Origin of the sequence: Bradyrhizobium sp. 172 (genome assembly GCF_023101065.1) — a bacterium.
Classification (GTDB): domain Bacteria; phylum Pseudomonadota; class Alphaproteobacteria; order Rhizobiales; family Xanthobacteraceae; genus Bradyrhizobium; species Bradyrhizobium canariense_D.
This window is the reverse complement of the sequence record NZ_CP064701.1, coordinates 1,305,490-1,321,520: the sequence shown is the minus strand read 5'-3', so window position 1 is coordinate 1,321,520 and position 16,031 is coordinate 1,305,490. Positions and strand designations below refer to the sequence as shown.

The 16,031-nt window shown below is 65.4% G+C and carries 14 protein-coding genes and 1 tRNA gene; 6 read left to right on the top strand and 9 right to left on the bottom strand.

Annotated features, from left to right (window positions below; genetic code table 11):
* Window positions 1-32 precede the first annotated feature (32 nt).
* The 3 genes from IVB07_RS06305 to IVB07_RS06295 all read right to left on the bottom strand — a co-directional run bounded on the left by IVB07_RS06305 (window position 33) and on the right by IVB07_RS06295 (window position 5,822).
* Complete coding sequence (locus IVB07_RS06305) at window positions 33-3,335, bottom strand: carboxyl transferase domain-containing protein (protein ID WP_247767523.1); 3,303 nt, start codon at window positions 3,333-3,335, stop codon at window positions 33-35.
* A 126-nt stretch (window positions 3,336-3,461) separates the two neighbouring features.
* Window positions 3,462-4,127 carry an aspartate/glutamate racemase family protein gene (locus tag IVB07_RS06300; protein ID WP_247296136.1) on the bottom strand — a complete coding sequence of 222 codons (666 nt, stop codon included), beginning with the start codon at window positions 4,125-4,127 and terminating at the stop codon, window positions 3,462-3,464.
* A 12-nt stretch (window positions 4,128-4,139) separates the two neighbouring features.
* Window positions 4,140-5,822, bottom strand: coding sequence for a cache domain-containing protein (locus tag IVB07_RS06295; RefSeq protein ID WP_018453637.1), 1,683 nt, complete (start codon window positions 5,820-5,822; stop codon window positions 4,140-4,142).
* A 440-nt stretch (window positions 5,823-6,262) separates the two neighbouring features.
* Here IVB07_RS06295 and IVB07_RS06290 point away from each other — a divergent pair, with 440 nt between their 5' ends.
* Window positions 6,263-6,613 (top strand): hypothetical protein, encoded by a 351-nt coding sequence (locus IVB07_RS06290; RefSeq protein WP_018453636.1) that lies wholly within the window; start codon window positions 6,263-6,265, stop codon window positions 6,611-6,613.
* Between the two features lie 12 nt (window positions 6,614-6,625).
* Window positions 6,626-7,099 (top strand): hypothetical protein, encoded by a 474-nt coding sequence (locus IVB07_RS06285; RefSeq protein ID WP_247296140.1) that lies wholly within the window; start codon window positions 6,626-6,628, stop codon window positions 7,097-7,099.
* Window positions 7,100-7,102: 3 nt separating this feature from the next.
* Here the strand turns inward: IVB07_RS06285 and IVB07_RS06280 are convergent, their stop codons facing one another.
* The gene (locus IVB07_RS06280; RefSeq protein ID WP_247296142.1) at window positions 7,103-7,702 is read right to left on the bottom strand and encodes a TetR/AcrR family transcriptional regulator; all 600 of its coding nucleotides are present in this window, start codon (window positions 7,700-7,702) and stop codon (window positions 7,103-7,105) included.
* A 110-nt stretch (window positions 7,703-7,812) separates the two neighbouring features.
* Between IVB07_RS06280 and IVB07_RS06275 the strand changes: the two genes are divergently transcribed.
* Complete coding sequence (locus IVB07_RS06275; RefSeq protein ID WP_247296144.1) at window positions 7,813-8,190, top strand: tautomerase family protein; 378 nt, start codon at window positions 7,813-7,815, stop codon at window positions 8,188-8,190.
* Between the two features lie 10 nt (window positions 8,191-8,200).
* Here IVB07_RS06275 and IVB07_RS06270 read toward each other — a convergent pair whose 3' ends face one another.
* Complete coding sequence (locus IVB07_RS06270; RefSeq protein WP_247296146.1) at window positions 8,201-9,166, bottom strand: GTP-binding protein; 966 nt, start codon at window positions 9,164-9,166, stop codon at window positions 8,201-8,203.
* A gap of 3 nt (window positions 9,167-9,169) precedes the next feature.
* Window positions 9,170-10,660 (bottom strand): amidohydrolase family protein, encoded by a 1,491-nt coding sequence (locus tag IVB07_RS06265; protein ID WP_247296148.1) that lies wholly within the window; start codon window positions 10,658-10,660, stop codon window positions 9,170-9,172.
* A 924-nt stretch (window positions 10,661-11,584) separates the two neighbouring features.
* On the opposite strand from IVB07_RS06265, the gene IVB07_RS06260 reads away from it, so the two are divergent.
* Complete coding sequence (locus IVB07_RS06260; RefSeq protein ID WP_085349595.1) at window positions 11,585-12,610, top strand: alpha/beta hydrolase; 1,026 nt, start codon at window positions 11,585-11,587, stop codon at window positions 12,608-12,610.
* A gap of 62 nt (window positions 12,611-12,672) precedes the next feature.
* Here the strand turns inward: IVB07_RS06260 and IVB07_RS06255 are convergent, their stop codons facing one another.
* The 3 genes from IVB07_RS06255 to IVB07_RS06245 form a co-directional block, all read right to left on the bottom strand.
* Window positions 12,673-13,206, bottom strand: a complete 534-nt coding sequence (locus IVB07_RS06255; RefSeq protein WP_085349596.1) for a 2'-5' RNA ligase family protein — start codon at window positions 13,204-13,206, stop codon at window positions 12,673-12,675.
* 62 nt (window positions 13,207-13,268) lie between these two features.
* Window positions 13,269-13,343 (bottom strand) — tRNA-Glu (locus IVB07_RS06250).
* Window positions 13,344-13,530: 187 nt separating this feature from the next.
* Window positions 13,531-13,875 (bottom strand): hypothetical protein, encoded by a 345-nt coding sequence (locus tag IVB07_RS06245; RefSeq protein ID WP_247296153.1) that lies wholly within the window; start codon window positions 13,873-13,875, stop codon window positions 13,531-13,533.
* On the opposite strand from IVB07_RS06245, the gene IVB07_RS06240 reads away from it, so the two are divergent.
* Window positions 13,874-14,881, top strand: a complete 1,008-nt coding sequence (locus tag IVB07_RS06240; protein ID WP_247296155.1) for an RluA family pseudouridine synthase — start codon at window positions 13,874-13,876, stop codon at window positions 14,879-14,881. The genes IVB07_RS06245 and IVB07_RS06240 overlap by 2 nt on opposite strands.
* A gap of 217 nt (window positions 14,882-15,098) precedes the next feature.
* On the top strand, window positions 15,099-15,998 hold the full coding sequence (rpoH, locus tag IVB07_RS06235) for an RNA polymerase sigma factor RpoH (RefSeq protein ID WP_007596598.1): 900 nt from the start codon (window positions 15,099-15,101) through the stop codon (window positions 15,996-15,998).
* The last annotated feature ends 33 nt before the right edge of the window (window positions 15,999-16,031 follow it).

The following is a 16,031-nucleotide window of genomic DNA, read 5'->3' as shown; positions in this document are numbered from 1 at the left end:
GGCGAAGCGCAATCAGAATTGCTGCACCGCCCTCACCACGTATCAATACAGGGCCGCTTCTTCCCAGTCCGCGCCGGCGGCTTCGGCACCGAGCGCAGGCCCGCCATGATCCAGCGCCTGGTCTCGGCGGGGTCGATGACGTTGTCGATCTCGAACACGGAGGCGATCGAGACCGCCTTGCCGTTGGCATAGAGCTCGGCGACCTTGTTGCGATAGTAAGTCTCGCGCTCGACGGGGTCGGCGATCGCCTCCATCTCCTTGCGGAAGCCGAGGCGGACGTAACCCTCCAGGCCCATGCCGCCGAACTCGCCGGTCGGCCAGGCCGCGGTGAAGAATGAGGCGTGGAAGCCACCGCCAATCATCGACTGTGCACCCAGCCCATAGCCCTTGCGCAGCACGATGCCGAACAACGGCACAGTCAGGCTCGCGCCTGTCACGAACATGCGCGAGACGTGGCGCACGATTGCCGTCTTCTCGGCTTCCGGACCGACCATGAAGCCGGGCGTGTCGCACAGCGAGACGATCGGCAGATCGAAGGCGTCGCAGAGCTGGAGGAAGCGCGCGGCCTTGTCGCCGGCATCGGCGTCGATCGCACCGCCGAGATGCCGCGGATTGTTGGCGATCAGGCCGAACGGCTTGCCCTCGACACGGATCAACGCCGTGATCATGCCGACACCGTAGTCGCGGCGCAGCTCCAGCACGGACTCCTTATCCGCGACGAGGTCGATCACGCTGCGGATGTCGTAGACGCGCAGGCGGTTCTCGGGGATCGCGCGGCGCAGCAGGCGCTGGTCGGCGGCCTGCCAGTCCGTCACCGCACCCTGGAAATAGGATAGGTATTTTTGCGCAACGGTTGCCTCTTCTTCGTCCTCGACGAGGATGTCGATCACGCCGTTCGGCGACTGGAACGTAACAGGACCGACCTCGGCCGGGTGATAGACACCGAGCCCGCCGCCTTCGATCATCGCGGGGCCCCCCATGCCGATCGAGGCGTTTTTGGTTGCGATGATGACATCGCAGCAGCCGAGCATCGCGGCATTACCGGCGAAGCAATAGCCGGAGACGATGCCGATAACCGGCACCAGACCCGAGAGCCTTGCGAACTGCACGAAGGACGGACCATCAAGCCCGGTCATGCCGAGCCGGTCGGTATCGCCGGGGCGGCCGCCGCCGCCCTCGGCATAGAACACCAGCGGCACGCGCCAGTCTTCCGCGAGCGTCAGCATGCGGTCGATCTTCTTGTGGTTCATGTGGCCTTGCGTGCCCGCGAGCACGGTGTAGTCGTAGGCCACGACGATGCAGCGCCCGCCTTCGGGACCGAACTTCTCGGCGTTCACGGTCGCGACGCCCATGACGAGGCCGTCGGCCGGCGTGTTCTTGACGAGATCGTCGAGCTTGCGCCGGCGCCGCTGCGCCGCAATCGCAAGGCTGCCGTACTCCATGAACGAGTCGTCGTCGACGAGCTGCGCGACATTCTCGCGCGCGGTGCGCTGATTGGTGTTGCGGCGGCGCTCGACGGAGGCAGGGCGATTTTCGTCGAGCGTGTTGGCCTGGCGGGCGATCAGTTCGGCGAGATCAGGACGGATGTGGTCGAGATCGACATCGGTTTCCGTTGCCGACGCGTCCGCCGCAACGTCGAGCGGCTCCAGATACATGATCGGCTCGCCATGCATCAGCGTGATACCGTCGCCGGCGAGTAGCTTCGTGACGCGGCCGCCCTGCTCGGCCATGACCAGATGTTCCATTTTCATGGATTCGATCACGGCGAGCTGCTGGCCCGGGCGCACGACCTCGCCTTCCTTCACCTGAATAGTGACAATGGTCCCCTGCAAGGGTGCCGCGACCATCACTGTGCCTTCGGGCACGGTCTGTGCCGTATGCGCCTCGGTGCCGGGACCGCCGTTTCGCTCCGTCGCTGCAAAATAAAGTGGTTTGGCCGCGCCATCCGCGGCTTCGACGAGCTTGCCCATGTTGCAATCGATGAAGTCGGTCGCGATGCGGTTGGACCTGAAGTCGGGATGCGCCAGCACCGCCTGGAGGAAGGCGATGTTGGTGATGACGCCGTCGATCCGAAACTCGCGCAAGGCGCGCGAAGCCTTGGCGACCACGTCGTGCCAGGCTTCACCGGGCGTATGCACGATGACCTTTGCCAGCAGCGAGTCGAAGGCGGCGCTGGTCTTGTAGCCGGCATAACCGAAACTATCGACGCGGACGCCGGGGCCCGACGGCGGTTCGAACACGGCGAGCACGCCGCCGGTCGGGTGCGTCGCGCCTAGCTCGTCCAGTGTCTCCATGTTGACGCGGAGCTGCATGGCATAGCCGCGCGGTTTCGGGATCGAGCCTTGCGCCAGGCCGAGCGAGGCAAGCGAGGCACCGGCGGCGACCGCGAGCTGGGCGCGGACGAGATCGAGGCCGAGCACCTCTTCCGTCACGGTGTGCTCGACCTGAAGCCGCGGGTTGGCCTCGATGAAGGCAAAACTGTCTTCGGCGGCACCGTCGACCAGGAACTCGAACGTGCCGAGATTGTCGTACGACGCGGCCACGGCGAGTTGCTTCGCCGCCGCGATGATACGGCCACGCAAGCCGTCGCTGAGCGACGGGCTCGGCGCCACCTCGATCAGCTTCTGGTGTCGGCGCTGAATGGTGCATTCGCGCTCCCAGAGGTGGGAGATCGCGCCGTCGCGATCGCCGATGATCTGCACCTCGATATGGCGCGCCTGCCGGATCAACCGCTCGGCATAGACGCCGTCGAAGCCGAACGCGGCCTTGGCCTCGGACTGGCAGCGCGCATAGGCCTCCGCGAGATCGGCAGCGCGCTCGACCACGCGCATGCCGCGCCCGCCGCCGCCGGCCATTGCCTTGATCACGATTGCCGCGTTGCTGCCGAGCGAGGTGAAGAACGCCGCGATGTCCTCCAGCGAGGACGGCCCGCTGGTGCCGGCGATGATCGGGACGCCGCAGCGCTTTGCCAGTTGCCGTGCCGCCACCTTGTCGCCGAACAACTCGAGCGCCGCGGCCCGGGGCCCGACGAAGGCGATGCCTGCATCGGCGCAGGCCTTCGCGAACGCAGCGTTCTCGCTGAGGAAGCCGTAGCCGGGATGCACGGCGTCGCAGCCTGCGCTCTTCGCCGCCTTGACCACGGCCTCGATGTCGAGATAGGCCCGCGCGCCGCGACCGGGGATTTCGACGGCCTCGTCGGCAACCCGCACATGCAGCGACATCGCATCGTCCGCGGGATGGATCGCGACCGTCGCGATGCCGGAATCGGCTGCGGCGCGCGCGATGCGGATGGCGATCTCGCCGCGATTGGCGATCAGGAGCTTCTTGAACGACATGCAGCGTCTCCATGCCCGCGTGCCCAAGCGCGGGTCGGCAGGTCCCATGGTTCTGCTTCGTCACTTTAACCGAGGCCGTCAAGGGCAAGAACGCGGTCCCGACGACCGTTCCCGCGGGCCGGAATTTCAATCGGTCGCGCGCGCCGTGATGAGGCGAATAATCCGCGCCACGGCAGACGGGATCGGCGCGATGATCGGCACGGTGAACATCGGCTGAAGCTCGCACGCAGCTTCGCCCAGCGGGCCGCCACCGATGATGACCGCCTCCGCGCCATCCTGTGCGATGCAGGCCTCGACCGCGCCGGCAAGCGCCGCACGCAATCGCGCCGGATCGCCCATCAGGTCTTGCGGATCGCCTTTGGCGAAGCGGGCGCCGGTATAACGCGATCGCAACCCCAGCGCGTCCGGCACGGCGTCGATCTTCGATTCCAGCAGCGGCGTCGTGGTCGCCACGCCGAAGCGACGGCCGTTCTCGGCGGCTGCCAGCATGGAGGACTGACCGATACCGACCGCGGGCCGTTTAACCGCGGCTTTGATCCCGGCCAACCCGGGATCGCCGAACGCCGCGACGATGATGCCGTCGCATGCATGCCGGTTCGACTGCGCGATCTCCAGAACTTCGATGGAAGCTGCATCCAGCGCATCCGGCGTCACGATCATTTGCGGCGCGCGCGTTGCGGTCGCGCCGTCGATGTCGAAGCCGTCCACGGCGGCCGACCTCGCGATGGCGACCATCATCTCAGTGGTCGCCACAGAACTGTTCGGATTGATCAGGAGAATGCGCGCGCTCATTCTCCTGCTATACTAGGCCGCCCGTACCCCCGCAACGAAAGCACTGACCTCGTCTTCCAGCGATTGCAGCTTCTGCGACAGCCGGCCGCTCGATTGCAGCACGAGGCCGGCGGCCTGGCCGGTCTCCGCCGTCGCGTCGGTCACACCCGAGATGTTCTGCGAAACCTGGTCGGTGCCGGAGGCGGCCTCCCGTACGCTGTGCGCGATCGCCGCCGTCGCGGCGCCCTGCTCCTCGACGGCTGCGGCGATCGACGAGGAAATTTCGTTGACCTCCATGATGGTCTTGCGAATGCTGTCGATGTTGCCGACCACCTGGTTGGTCTCGGCCTGGATCGCCGATATCTGCGCGCCGATCTCGTCGGTCGCCTTCGCGGTCTGGCTCGCCAGCGACTTCACTTCGCTTGCCACCACTGCAAAACCCTTGCCGGCCTCGCCGGCGCGCGCCGCCTCGATGGTGGCGTTGAGCGCGAGCAGATTGGTCTGCGAGGCGATCTGGTTGATGAGGTCGATGACCTCGCCGATCTTGTGCGCGGCTGCAGCAAGTCCCTGCACGGTGTCGTTGGTGCGTTGACCGTCGGCGGCGGCCTTGTCGGCCACGCTTGCAGCCTGCGCGACGCGCTGGCTGATCTCGGCGATCGAGGACGACAGCTGCCCGGCGGCGGAGGCCACCGTCTGCACGTTGCTCGAGGCCTGCTGGCAGGCGGTGGCGACGAGGCTCGCACGGTCGGTCGCCTTGTCGGCGGTCTCGGACATGCCCTGCGCGGCCTGCTGCATCGCGCGCGCCTCCTTGAACACGTCGCGGACGACGGCTTGAACGTTCGCTTCGAACTTGCCGGCGAGGTCGGTCATCGTCTTGCGCTTCTCCTCGTCGGCCTTCTGCTTCGTCTCCTGCTGTTCGGCGTGCATGCGGCCGACCGCCGACGCATTGTCCTTGAACACGGCGAGCGCCTTGGCGAGCCCGCCGATCTCGTCGCGACGATCGGTATGGGGCACGTCGAACGCGCTGTCGCCGGCGGCGAGGCGGTCGGTCAGTGCCGTGATCTTCGCCAGCGGCCGGGTCACGCTGCGGCCGATCACGAAGGAGGCGCCGAGCACGAGCACGAACACGACCAGGCACACCAGGGCGAAGGTCATCGCATTCTGGCGGAAAACGGCGTCGACGTCGTCGAGATAGATCCCGGTGCCGATGATCCAGCCCCAGGGCGCAAAGCCCTTCACATAGGAGATTTTCCCGACCGGCTGGTCGAAGCCGGGCTTCGGCCAGAGGTAGCTGTAGAAGCCCGCGCCCTGCTTTTTGACGACGTCGACGAAGCCGACGAACAGCGCGTTGCCGGACGGATCCTTCATCCCGGAGAGATCCTTGCCGTCGAGTTCGGGCTTGATCGGATGCATGACCATCTTGGGGGTCATGTCGTTCAGCCAGAAATACTCGACCTTGTCGTAGCGCAGGCTCTTGATCTCCGCGATCGCGCCGGCCTGGGCCTGCTCGCGCGGGAGTTTTCCTTCGCTCTCGAGCTTCTGGTAGTGCGCCAGGATGCCGTAGCCGACGTCGACCAAGTGCTGCGTCTTGGCCTGACGATCGGCGATCATCTGCGCGCGCAAGGTCGAAAGCGCGATCGGCGCCAGCGCGATCATGCCAAGGAGGCTGATGCCGACAATCAGGACCAGCTTGAAACTGATGCGGGAGAAAAACATTGGTGCTCGCAAGATTTGGAAGGCTGATATGCCAGTTTATCCCGCGCCCCTTAGCAAAGCTTTAAGCATTCGGGTTCCCCCACCCCGCAAAACTCCATGCATCCTACCGGCATGCCGCAGACGGCTCGCAGGCTCGCGAGGCTGGCTGCATCCGAGATGCGAACTCTTCAAAACTAGAAGACCTCGACATCGCCCCTCCGAGCGTTGACTTGCAGGGGGCTCTGACGGAACGATCGGCGCAGATCATCGGCGCCAGCCGGGGCATGGGCGCAGCCGGAGGCCAGAGGCTCAATGCACCAATCGACATCGACAGGGTCTCTCGACCTTCCGGCGCTGAGCGCAGCGGAGCGGCTCTTCATTTGGGGATTTCGGGCCAAGGCGCGCAGCGGAAGCGCCGTTCCGACCGCGGCCGACATCCAGCAAGTGACGACCATTTTGGCGTGGGCGACGCCGTGCCTTCGCTGGAATCCATCATCGAGATCTTTGCCTGCACGGCGCATACGGCCATCGCGGTGCACTGCCCGACCTGCCCCCGCATGTCCGACAGCGAGCACAGCATGTTACGGGCGATCGCGGCCGCGCAGAAAGAGCGCGACGATATCGCGCGCGAGCAGTTCGAATGCTGGCTGCCGCCAGTCGGCGCCGATTGGGCTCTCGCACCCGTGCGGGGGCTTGCAACGATCTTCCGCATGGCGGGTCTCATCCTGCCCGACCGGCACGTTCCGTCTTTGGACCATGACCAGACGATGGCGATGAAGAGCTGGCTGGTCGGAAGCCCCACGTTGCACTGACCGGGATCGCGCATGATGCAGGATAGTTGCGGCTCTGTGCCTGCCACGGAAGCCGGCGAGGCGCGGCTCTGTCCGCTTCAGGCCGCGCTTGCGACGCGGCCTGACGTCGAGAGCTACGATGATTTTGGCCGCGTCACGCTCTCGCTGTTCCGGTTCATCGCTGCCGCCTATACGACCGGCGCGTCCGATTGCTGGGAGGCGGCCTATCGCTTTGCCGACGAGGCGCCTGGCATCACCGACAGCCCGCTGCTGGTCGCACGCGTTGCCGCGCTCGTCAGAATCCTGCGCAGCGGCCGGCCCTGCCAATTGTGCTTCATGCCGCCGTCGTGCCGACGCCTGTCGAAGGACGAGGCGGAATTGATGCGACTGCTGGCGGTGGCACGCGGCAAGCAGCCGGGCGAGCTCCAAACTGTCGTCTGCCAGTTCGTCGGCAACGAGAACGAGACCGTGACGACGCGGGCGGTCAACGCGCTCGCGGTCTGCTGACACCTAGCCGCCCTTCCTGCCGAGCACGAGATCGATGGTGTGGGACGCGATCTTGCGCAGCTGCGCCTCGTCGCCGAAGGCACGTTCGAGCACGGCGAGGCCGCGCGTCACCGTGATGATGTGCAGCGCCGCGGCCGCGGAATTGCCGTTGAATTCACCGCGCGCCGCACCTGCCGACAACGTCTCCTGAACCAGAACGGTGATGCGCGAGATGAGGTTCGCGAAGGCCTGCCGCGCCTCCTCGTCCAGCCCCTCGCCTTCGGCCGCGCCGAGCTCCATCAGCCCGCGCGTCGTCGGGCATCCGCGCGGCGGCGTGCCGGCGCGGAAGTTGCTGATGGTCAGGTCGAAGAACGCGGTGAGGCGCTTTCGCAATGAGCCCGCGCCGAGCGCCTTTTGCAGCGCAAGGAGATAATCGGCCGCATAGCGCTCATAGGCCTGCAGGAACAGCGCCTCCTTGGTGCCGAAGGCGTTGTAGAGGCTGCCGCGCTGGACACCGGCGTCGCGCGCGATGTCCGACAGCGAGGTGCCGCGCACGCCCTTGCGCCAGAACTGGTCGAAGGCGATACGCAGGACATCGTCGTGGTCGAACTCGCGCGGCCTCAAGCTTTGCCCCTATCAAGCATATTTGACACGATGTCAAAAACATGATTTCTTGACGCCGCGTCAAAAACAAACTGGGGCCGATGCGCCCTTTCGTCAATGAGGATTTCGCGATGCCTCTCCTCCACATCTCGATGCGCGCCGGAAAGCCGGAAGCTTACCGGAAGGCAATCCTCGGCGGCCTCTACCGCGCCATGCGTGAGGCCCTGAACGTCCCTGAAGGCGACGAGTTCATGACCATCAGCGAGCATTCGCCCGCGAACTTCCGCTGCGGCAATGCCTACAGCGTCACGCGCAGCGACGATGCCGTGCTGATCCAGATCACCGTGTTCGCCTCGCGCACCCCCGAGCAGAAGAAGGCCCTGTACCGGCGGATCGCGGACCTGCTCGGCGAAAACCCGGGCCTCCGCCCCGAGGACGTGTTCGTCAACGTCCTCGATGCGCCCGCGGAGAACTGGTCCGTTGGAAATGGCATCGCGCAATTCGCCTGAAGCGGCAGCTTCACCGATCCGCAACGCAGGTCTCCATGATCCCGTCGAGCTCCGCCTTCGAGAGCACGCCTAGCTCGACGATGAAAACAATCCGCGCGCACGGCAGAGCCGGGGCATCGCCAACGGCGAGCGCGGCATCGCTAACGGCGAGCGCGGCATCTGCAGGGGCGAGCGTGGCGCGGCCGGCCGCGAATTGAAACACCATCTGGCGCCCGGGCTGCTCGACGGTCTCCAACAGGCCTTTTGCCCGCGCGAGTTTTGGCGCGAGGCGGCCGATGGCCTGCTGCAAGCGGGCGAGCGAAAGTGGCTGGTCCGAGGTCCAGCTCAGGGTTTCGAAGCGTTGCTCTGCCGGACGTTTCGGTCCGGGTTTGCGCGGCGCGGGCGCACGATCGACGGTCGCGGGAAACAGCAGCGCGGACGGAATCTCGCCGTGCTGCGCGTCGACCACCACGGCAGGAACGCGCTGTGCGCGGATGGCCTCGCGGATACGCCCGCCCGCACCCTCATCCGCCAGATCCAGCTTGCTCAGCGCCACGATGTCGGCGACGCGCAGCTGCGAGCGGTGCAGCGCGTCGTCGAGAGCGGCCGGCGGTGTCGCCGTGTCCATCACGCAGAGCACCGTTTCCAACGGCGCTTCGCGCAGGATCACGGGATCCATCAAATTGCGGACGATCTCGGCGGGATCGGCGACGCCGCTGGTCTCGATGACGATGTATTCCGGCTTCGGATCACGCCGCAGCAGCGTCGCAAGCGTGCGCAGCAGGTCGCCTTCGAGCGAGCAGCAGATGCAGCCATTGGCGAGGCTGACCACGCCGTCGCTCGCGCCGGCGATCAGCTCGGCATCGATGTTGATCGCACCGAAATCGTTGACCACAGCGGCGATCCGCCGCCCCTCCGCATGCGCCAGCAGATGGTTCACGACAGTGGTCTTGCCGGCCCCCAGAAAGCCCGTCACCAGGAGAATGGGGACCGGCATGTCTCAGCTCCCGACGACGGGACGGCGCACGGGACGGCCGGGCCGCACCGCGACGTCCAGCACACCATCTGTGATTAACGGCTGGCCGCTGACGATCAGATGCCGCACGCCTTCGGAGGGACGGTTCATCGCCGTGAAGGTCGCGCGGTCCGAGAGCTTCTCGTAGTCGAACACGACGATGTCGGCATCGGCATCCTTCGCGAGCCGACCTTTTGCGCGCATCGCGGGCGTGCTCTGCGACAGGATCTCCGCCGGGATCAGCGCGCATTTGCGCACGCCTTCGAGCAGCGACACGGTCTTGCGCTCGCGCACCCATTCGCGGATGAATTTCGTGAAGCAGCCCGCCGAGCGCGGATGCGAGGTGGCGTCATTCGGCAGCGGCCAGGCATCGCCGGTGTAGGTCTTGCCGTCCGACGTCGTCCACGGCATCGCGTCGGAGGCGATCGCGCCGCCGGGATAGAGCACCGACATGTCGAGGAGGTCGCGGTGATGCGCATTGTTCTCGGTGTCGAGGATGTGCCACAGCACCAGCGAGGACGGCTCTTCCGCCTGCGCCTTCAGGAGCTCCTCGCGATCGCTGAAGCGATGGCCGTCGGTGACCCGCTGCACGGAATCGTAACCGGTGCCGTTGCGCTCGACGAATTCGGGGTCGCTGAAGAAGGCGGCCGCCAGCACGGTCGAGCCGGTGCCGTAGGGATAGGCCTCGACCGTGATGGGCAGGCCCTGCGCCTGCGCTTTCGCGATCAGCACGCGGCAGCGCTCGACGTCGGTCTTGCTCGACGAGTTGAAATGGCAGATGTGCATGTGCGCGCCGGTGGCTCCGGCATAGCCGATCAGGCGGATATAGGCTTCCGCCGCGCTCTCGGGATCGATGCGCGACATGTAGGCGACATGGGTGAAGGTCGGCACGTCCTGCGCGGCCGCGAGCTGGCAGACCGCGGTCAGCTCCTGCACGCCGGCGCCCGGCGCATAGGCGTTCAAGATCCCGATGCCGATGCCGCCCTCGTTCAGACCGCGCGAAAGGCGCTCGAGAATGCCGGCAACCTCCGCATCGCTGGCCACATTGTCCATCCAGCGGCGATCGCGCATGGCGTTGCCGAACGCCTCCAGCGAGCTCTCCGCATTGGAGCCCGTCATCGCGCCGATACGCGCGAAAGCCCAATTGGTGGCCGCGCCGTAGTTCAGCACGCGCCCCTTCCGCGCCTGGCGCTCATACCAGGATCCGACCGGCAGCACGCCCGCTTCGAGATCGAGCGTGGTCGTGACGCCGTCGAACGCCTGCATCCGATCCGCGGGGAGCGACTGGCCATGCGCATGAAGGTCGATGAAGCCGGGGGCGACCACGAGCCCGGTCGCGTCGATCGTCCGCTCGGCGCTTCCGAGCGAGGCGCCAATCGCGGCGATCCTGCCGTCCACGACCGCCACATCACCAACCGCGTCCATTCCGCTGGCGGGATCCACCACCCGGCCGCCAGAGATCACCAAGCCGCTCATATCAAAATTCCTCCGCGCTGAATTCGCATCAAGGCAGATTCCGGGAGGGACGACCACCTCCACCGATGCTGACGCATCATGCTCGCAAGGAAGGCTCGAAAGGGAGGCTCGAAAGGGAGGTCAGTTTGCATGCGGGTTGCGGATACGCGCTCGCAGCCTCGCGGCATGTTTTGCCCGAGCTATGCTTCTCGCTTCACCCCCTCGAAAAGAAAGGGCGCAGGGAAGACCGGGCGCCGGCTGGCACCCATAAAAACCCCCATGCGAACTGATTGCACACGCAATGCATAGGGGAGACACAGGGCAGCCGAGACCAGGCCTTCCCTGCGCGATGGTTTGACGGCCTATGCCGCGCTCTCCCCGGAGACGAGTTCCTTTTTGTCTCCGTCACCCCCGCGAAATGCACGGCACCGCGCCGGTTGACGCGCTGACGCCTTCGCAAAGGCTTGACCGTAGCAACGACGGCCAGGACCACACGGTTTCGCCGTACGCAGGCTGACCCTGCTTCGCCAAGAGGCTTCGCAGGACATGCCTGCTTCGCCAGAGGCTTCGCGAGGTCTGGGCGCCGTCCGTCGATGCGGTTCGTGCCGTGCTCACGAGGTTCATCTCGCCCTGCACGCAACAAGCCCGCCTTTAACGCCGCCCGCGTCCACCGCAACTCCCAGCCCGCGTTCGTGACGACGTACGACCGCCCCTTTTGTGGGCTGGGATGGCCGACACATGCGATATTTCCGAATTTCGGTAAACTGGAATATTTTTGCGGAGAGGGATTGACTTGCGTTTGCGGCTGTTTCGCCCAACCGGCGGAGACGACGGACTGCACGACCATGCAATGGACCGCAGAGCAGCTCCGCCGTCTTCTCGCCCCCATTATCATTCAGAGATGTAGCGGGGCGCTACGGTGGGCAAAGTTCCCAAAGGTTTTGTGTGATCGCTCGACGTCTCCTGCAACGCGACCCTCGTCATTCTATTTCGCGCCGCGCTCTCCTCGGCGGATTTATGTCGGCGGGGACCGCCCTCGCGCTTGGCGGATGCGCCGGCTTGGGTGCGACCGGGGCGCGTTTCGACGCGTCATCGTTATCCCTTGACCCCACATTGCTCGTCACCACCACGCGCAAGCCGGTGAACGGCGGTCGCACGAAGCCCTGGTTCGGGCCGGAGCGCGCGACGACCATGACAATCGCGCGGGCGAAGCTGGGGGCGCCGGACGAGAGCCGCCTTTCTCTGGCCTCGGTTGGACTTGGCGATTGGCGCCTTGACCGGGTCGAACCGGTGTCGGCCGACGTTGGCGATCTCGTTGCGCAGGCCGGCGGAGGAGACGTGCTGATCTATGTGCACGGCTTCAAGCAGACGTTCGAGACGGCGGTGCTGGATGGCGCCCATCTCTCCGATGGGATCAAGTTCCGCGGCCGGACCATGGTGTTCTCCTGGCCCTCCAAGGCAGGACTGTTCGACTATGCCTATGACCGCGACAGTGCGATGTGGTCCCGCGACGAGTTCGAGCGCGTGCTCTCCACACTCGTGTCGGCGCCAGGCACCGGCCGCGTGAACATCGTTGCGCACAGCATGGGAACCATGCTGTCGCTCGAAAGCCTGCGTCAGCTCTATGCGCGATACGGCGACACAGTGACGAGCAAGATCGGCGCCGTGGTGTTTGCCGCGCCCGATATCGACATGGACGTGTTCTCGTCAGCGATCCAGCGCATCGGTCCGCTTGCGGGCAAAATCACCGTGATCGCCGCGACGAACGATCGCGCACTGGCGTTGTCGGGACAGATCGCAGGTGGAATGACCAGGGTCGGCGCCGCCGAAAAAGCCGTCATCGCGCGCCTCGGCGTACGCGTGGTCGATGCGTCAGCGGAAGGCTGGGGCATCATCAACCACGATCTTTTTCTGTCGAATGCCGAAGTGCAGCGGGTGATCCGCCGCTCGATCGACGGCACGATCGCTTAGGAGAGCGCCTGCGCGGCATGAGTTTGATGCGTCGCGATCAATGACACCGAAGCGACAACCAACTACAATGGCAATTTTCGCTCGGCGATGATCCGCACAGGCGGAAAGGCGACGCAATCCACCACGTCGAACAACACTTCAATGTTGCGGTCAAACGCGTGCGCGAAGTCCATCGCATCATCGCGGCGTTCATCGGCAATAGCAGTGCCGAGCGTGCAATGGGGCGTCCAAGCGCCGGGCCGGTAGTGAGGACGACAATGCGCTGGATCGATTGCCGCGCTGATGATGCCGTGGATGCGAGCCAGGGATTCGTTGGCCTCCGGCTCCGCCCAGAGGACAAGCGGAGAAGCTTCGAACCAGCGAATTCGTTTGAACCTGATCCGCAGTTGCCTCTCGCCAGAACTAGCTGCCAGCATTGCATCGCACGCAGCCTTCTCGTGAGCCGCCGGGGAATCGTAGATGGCAAACGTAAAATGAGGCCGGTAGCCAAGGGCACGCATCGAGGGCTCGGCCTCGAAGACGGCAACCTGATGCCACAGCCGCACGATCTCGCCTGCTGAATCGTTGTCAGACCGGATATTGATCGCCAATGCCACAGGCGCACCCAAGGGGCGGAACAATCAAATCGAGATCAGGGGAAAGGCTGGCTTCAAGACAATGGCGCTCCCTAGGGGAATCGAACCCCTGTTTCAGCCTTGAGAGGGCCGCGTCCTAACCGCTAGACGAAGGGAGCGTTGAGGGAGAGGACATAGCCTCGAATTTTGCCGGCGGCAAGCGGGGATCGAGGGGTTTCGGATGCTCGCTCTCCGCTGTCGTCCTGGCGAATGCCAGGACCCACCAGTCCCCGCAACCACACCAGCCGGTGTTATGGGTCCTGGCCTTCGCCAGGAAGACGATGGCGGCGAGTTCCGAGGCCGTACTCACGGCTCATTGGCGAATTTCAGCTTTCCAGCCGGCTTCAACGTGTGGGCATCGAAGGTGCGGATCTCGGTGACGCCGCCGATGTCGAGCGTGATCACGAGCCGGTCGCCGGCGACGCCGCTCGAGACGATTTTGGCGCCCTTCGGGAGAGTCGCGGTGACGTCGCCTGCCGGCTCGGGCGCCCTTCCCTCGGACTTGAAAAGGCGGTAGCCCACCGCGATCAGCACGGCGCAGATTGCCAGCGCCGTGGTCAACCCCGCGACCAGCATCATCCGCCGCACCCGCGCGAACAGCGCGGCCTGCTCGGGGCTCGGTTCGGGAACAACGGTATCAGACGTCGTCATGGAAAATTCTGGCTCTGCGCAAAGGTTGGAGGTTGTCGTCGAAGGCTCCGAGGGCTCGACCCGGCTCGACCGCGTGCTGGCGCTGCACCTTGCCGAGCTATCGCGATCGAGGCTGAAAGCCCTGATTCTGGGGGGCGCGGTGAGCCTCAGGGACGCCGCGATCCGGGACCCCGCTTATCACGTCGCCTCCGGCGATACGATCACAATCGACGTGCCGGAAGCGGCCGCGCCGGAGCCGAAAGGCGAGGATATCGCCCTCGAGATCGTGTTCGAGGACGACGACATCGTCGTCCTCAACAAGCCGAAGGGGCTGGTGGTGCATCCCGCGGCGGGCCACGAGACCGGTACGCTGGTCAATGCGCTGATCGCCCATTGCGGCGGCTCGCTCTCCGGCATCGGCGGGGTGCGCCGGCCCGGCATCGTGCACCGGCTGGACAAGGACACCACCGGGTTGATGGTGGTCGCCAAGAACGACCTCGCGCATGCCTCGCTCACCGCGCAATTCGCCGATCACGGCCGTACCGGGCCGATGCGGCGCGGCTACATGGCCTTCGCCTGGGGGCTGCCGGGCCGCCATCGCGGCACCGTGGACGCGCCGATCGACCGTCACCCGCATGCGCGCGAGAAAATGGCGGTGCGCCAGGGCGGCCGCGAGGCCGTGACGCATTGGGAGCTTCTGGAGAGTTTTGCCGGACGCGACGGCAAGCCGATCGCGACGCTGCTCGCCTGCGAACTCGAGACCGGACGCACCCATCAGATCCGCGTCCACCTCGCCCATATCGGCCACCCCCTGATGGGCGACGCCGTCTACGGCCCGCATTTCAAGACCAAGGCGAACCAGCTGGGCCCCGAGTCGCAGGCCGCCCTCGCCGCGCTGGGGCGGCAGGCGCTGCACGCCTACCTGCTGGTATTGGAGCACCCGAGGACTGGAGAATTACTTCACTGGGAGACGCCTCTGCCGGAGGATTTGCTTCTCCTTCAGGGGGCCCTCAAGGCGGCGCTATGACGCAGGCCGCTTCAGAAATGCTTTACATTACAAAAAGTTATAGCTGCCACACGGGGACGTGACGTCAGCAATCCTTCCCTTTTTGCCTTCCGATGGAGTATATTGCGCTTGCGTTGAAGACCAACGCGGAACATCGCAGCACCGATCGGCTTTAACCAAGCGGTCGTCTGCCTGGCCCGCCGCTATCGGGGGCCTGAACCTGTTTGGAGGGCGCACTATGGCCCGTACAGCTACCCTGCCGGTCCTTAATGGCGAATCCGGCCTTTCCCGTTACCTCGGCGAAATCCGCAAGTTTCCGATGCTGGAACCCCAGCAGGAATACATGCTCGCCAAGCGTTGGCGCGAGCACGATGATCGCGACGCCGCGCACCAACTCGTCACCAGCCATCTCCGTCTCGTGGCCAAGATCGCCATGGGCTATCGCGGCTACGGCCTGCCGATCTCCGAGGTCGTCTCAGAAGGCAATGTCGGCCTGATGCAGGCGGTGAAGCGGTTCGAGCCCGAGAAGGGCTTCCGTCTCGCAACCTACGCGATGTGGTGGATCAAGGCCTCGATTCAAGAGTACATCCTGCGTTCGTGGTCGCTCGTGAAGATGGGCACCACCGCGAACCAGAAGAAGCTGTTCTTCAACCTGCGCAAGGCGAAGAGCAAGATTTCCGCACTGGACGAAGGCGATCTCCGCCCCGACCAGGTGGCCATCATTGCCAAGCGTCTCGGCGTCACGGCTCAGGACGTGGTCGACATGAACCGCCGCCTCGGTGGCGACGCGTCGCTCAACGCTCCGATCCGCGACGACGGCGAAGCCGGCGAATGGCAGGACTGGCTGGTCGACAATTCGCCCAACCAGGAAGCCATGCTGGCGGAGCACGAGGAGTATGATCACCGCCGTGACGCCCTGAACGGCGCCATGGGCGTGCTCAACCCGCGCGAACGCCGCATCTTCGAGGCGCGCCGCCTCGCCGATGAGCCGATGACGCTGGAAGACCTGGCTGCCGAGTTCGGCGTGTCGCGCGAGCGCGTCCGCCAGATCGAGGTCCGCGCCTTCGAGAAGGTGCAGTCCGCGGTCAAGGGCACGATCGCAAAGGCCGAACAGGCCGCGCTGGAAGCCGCGCTCTAAGCGCGAGGTTTTTAGCGCCAGAGTTTGGCGGAT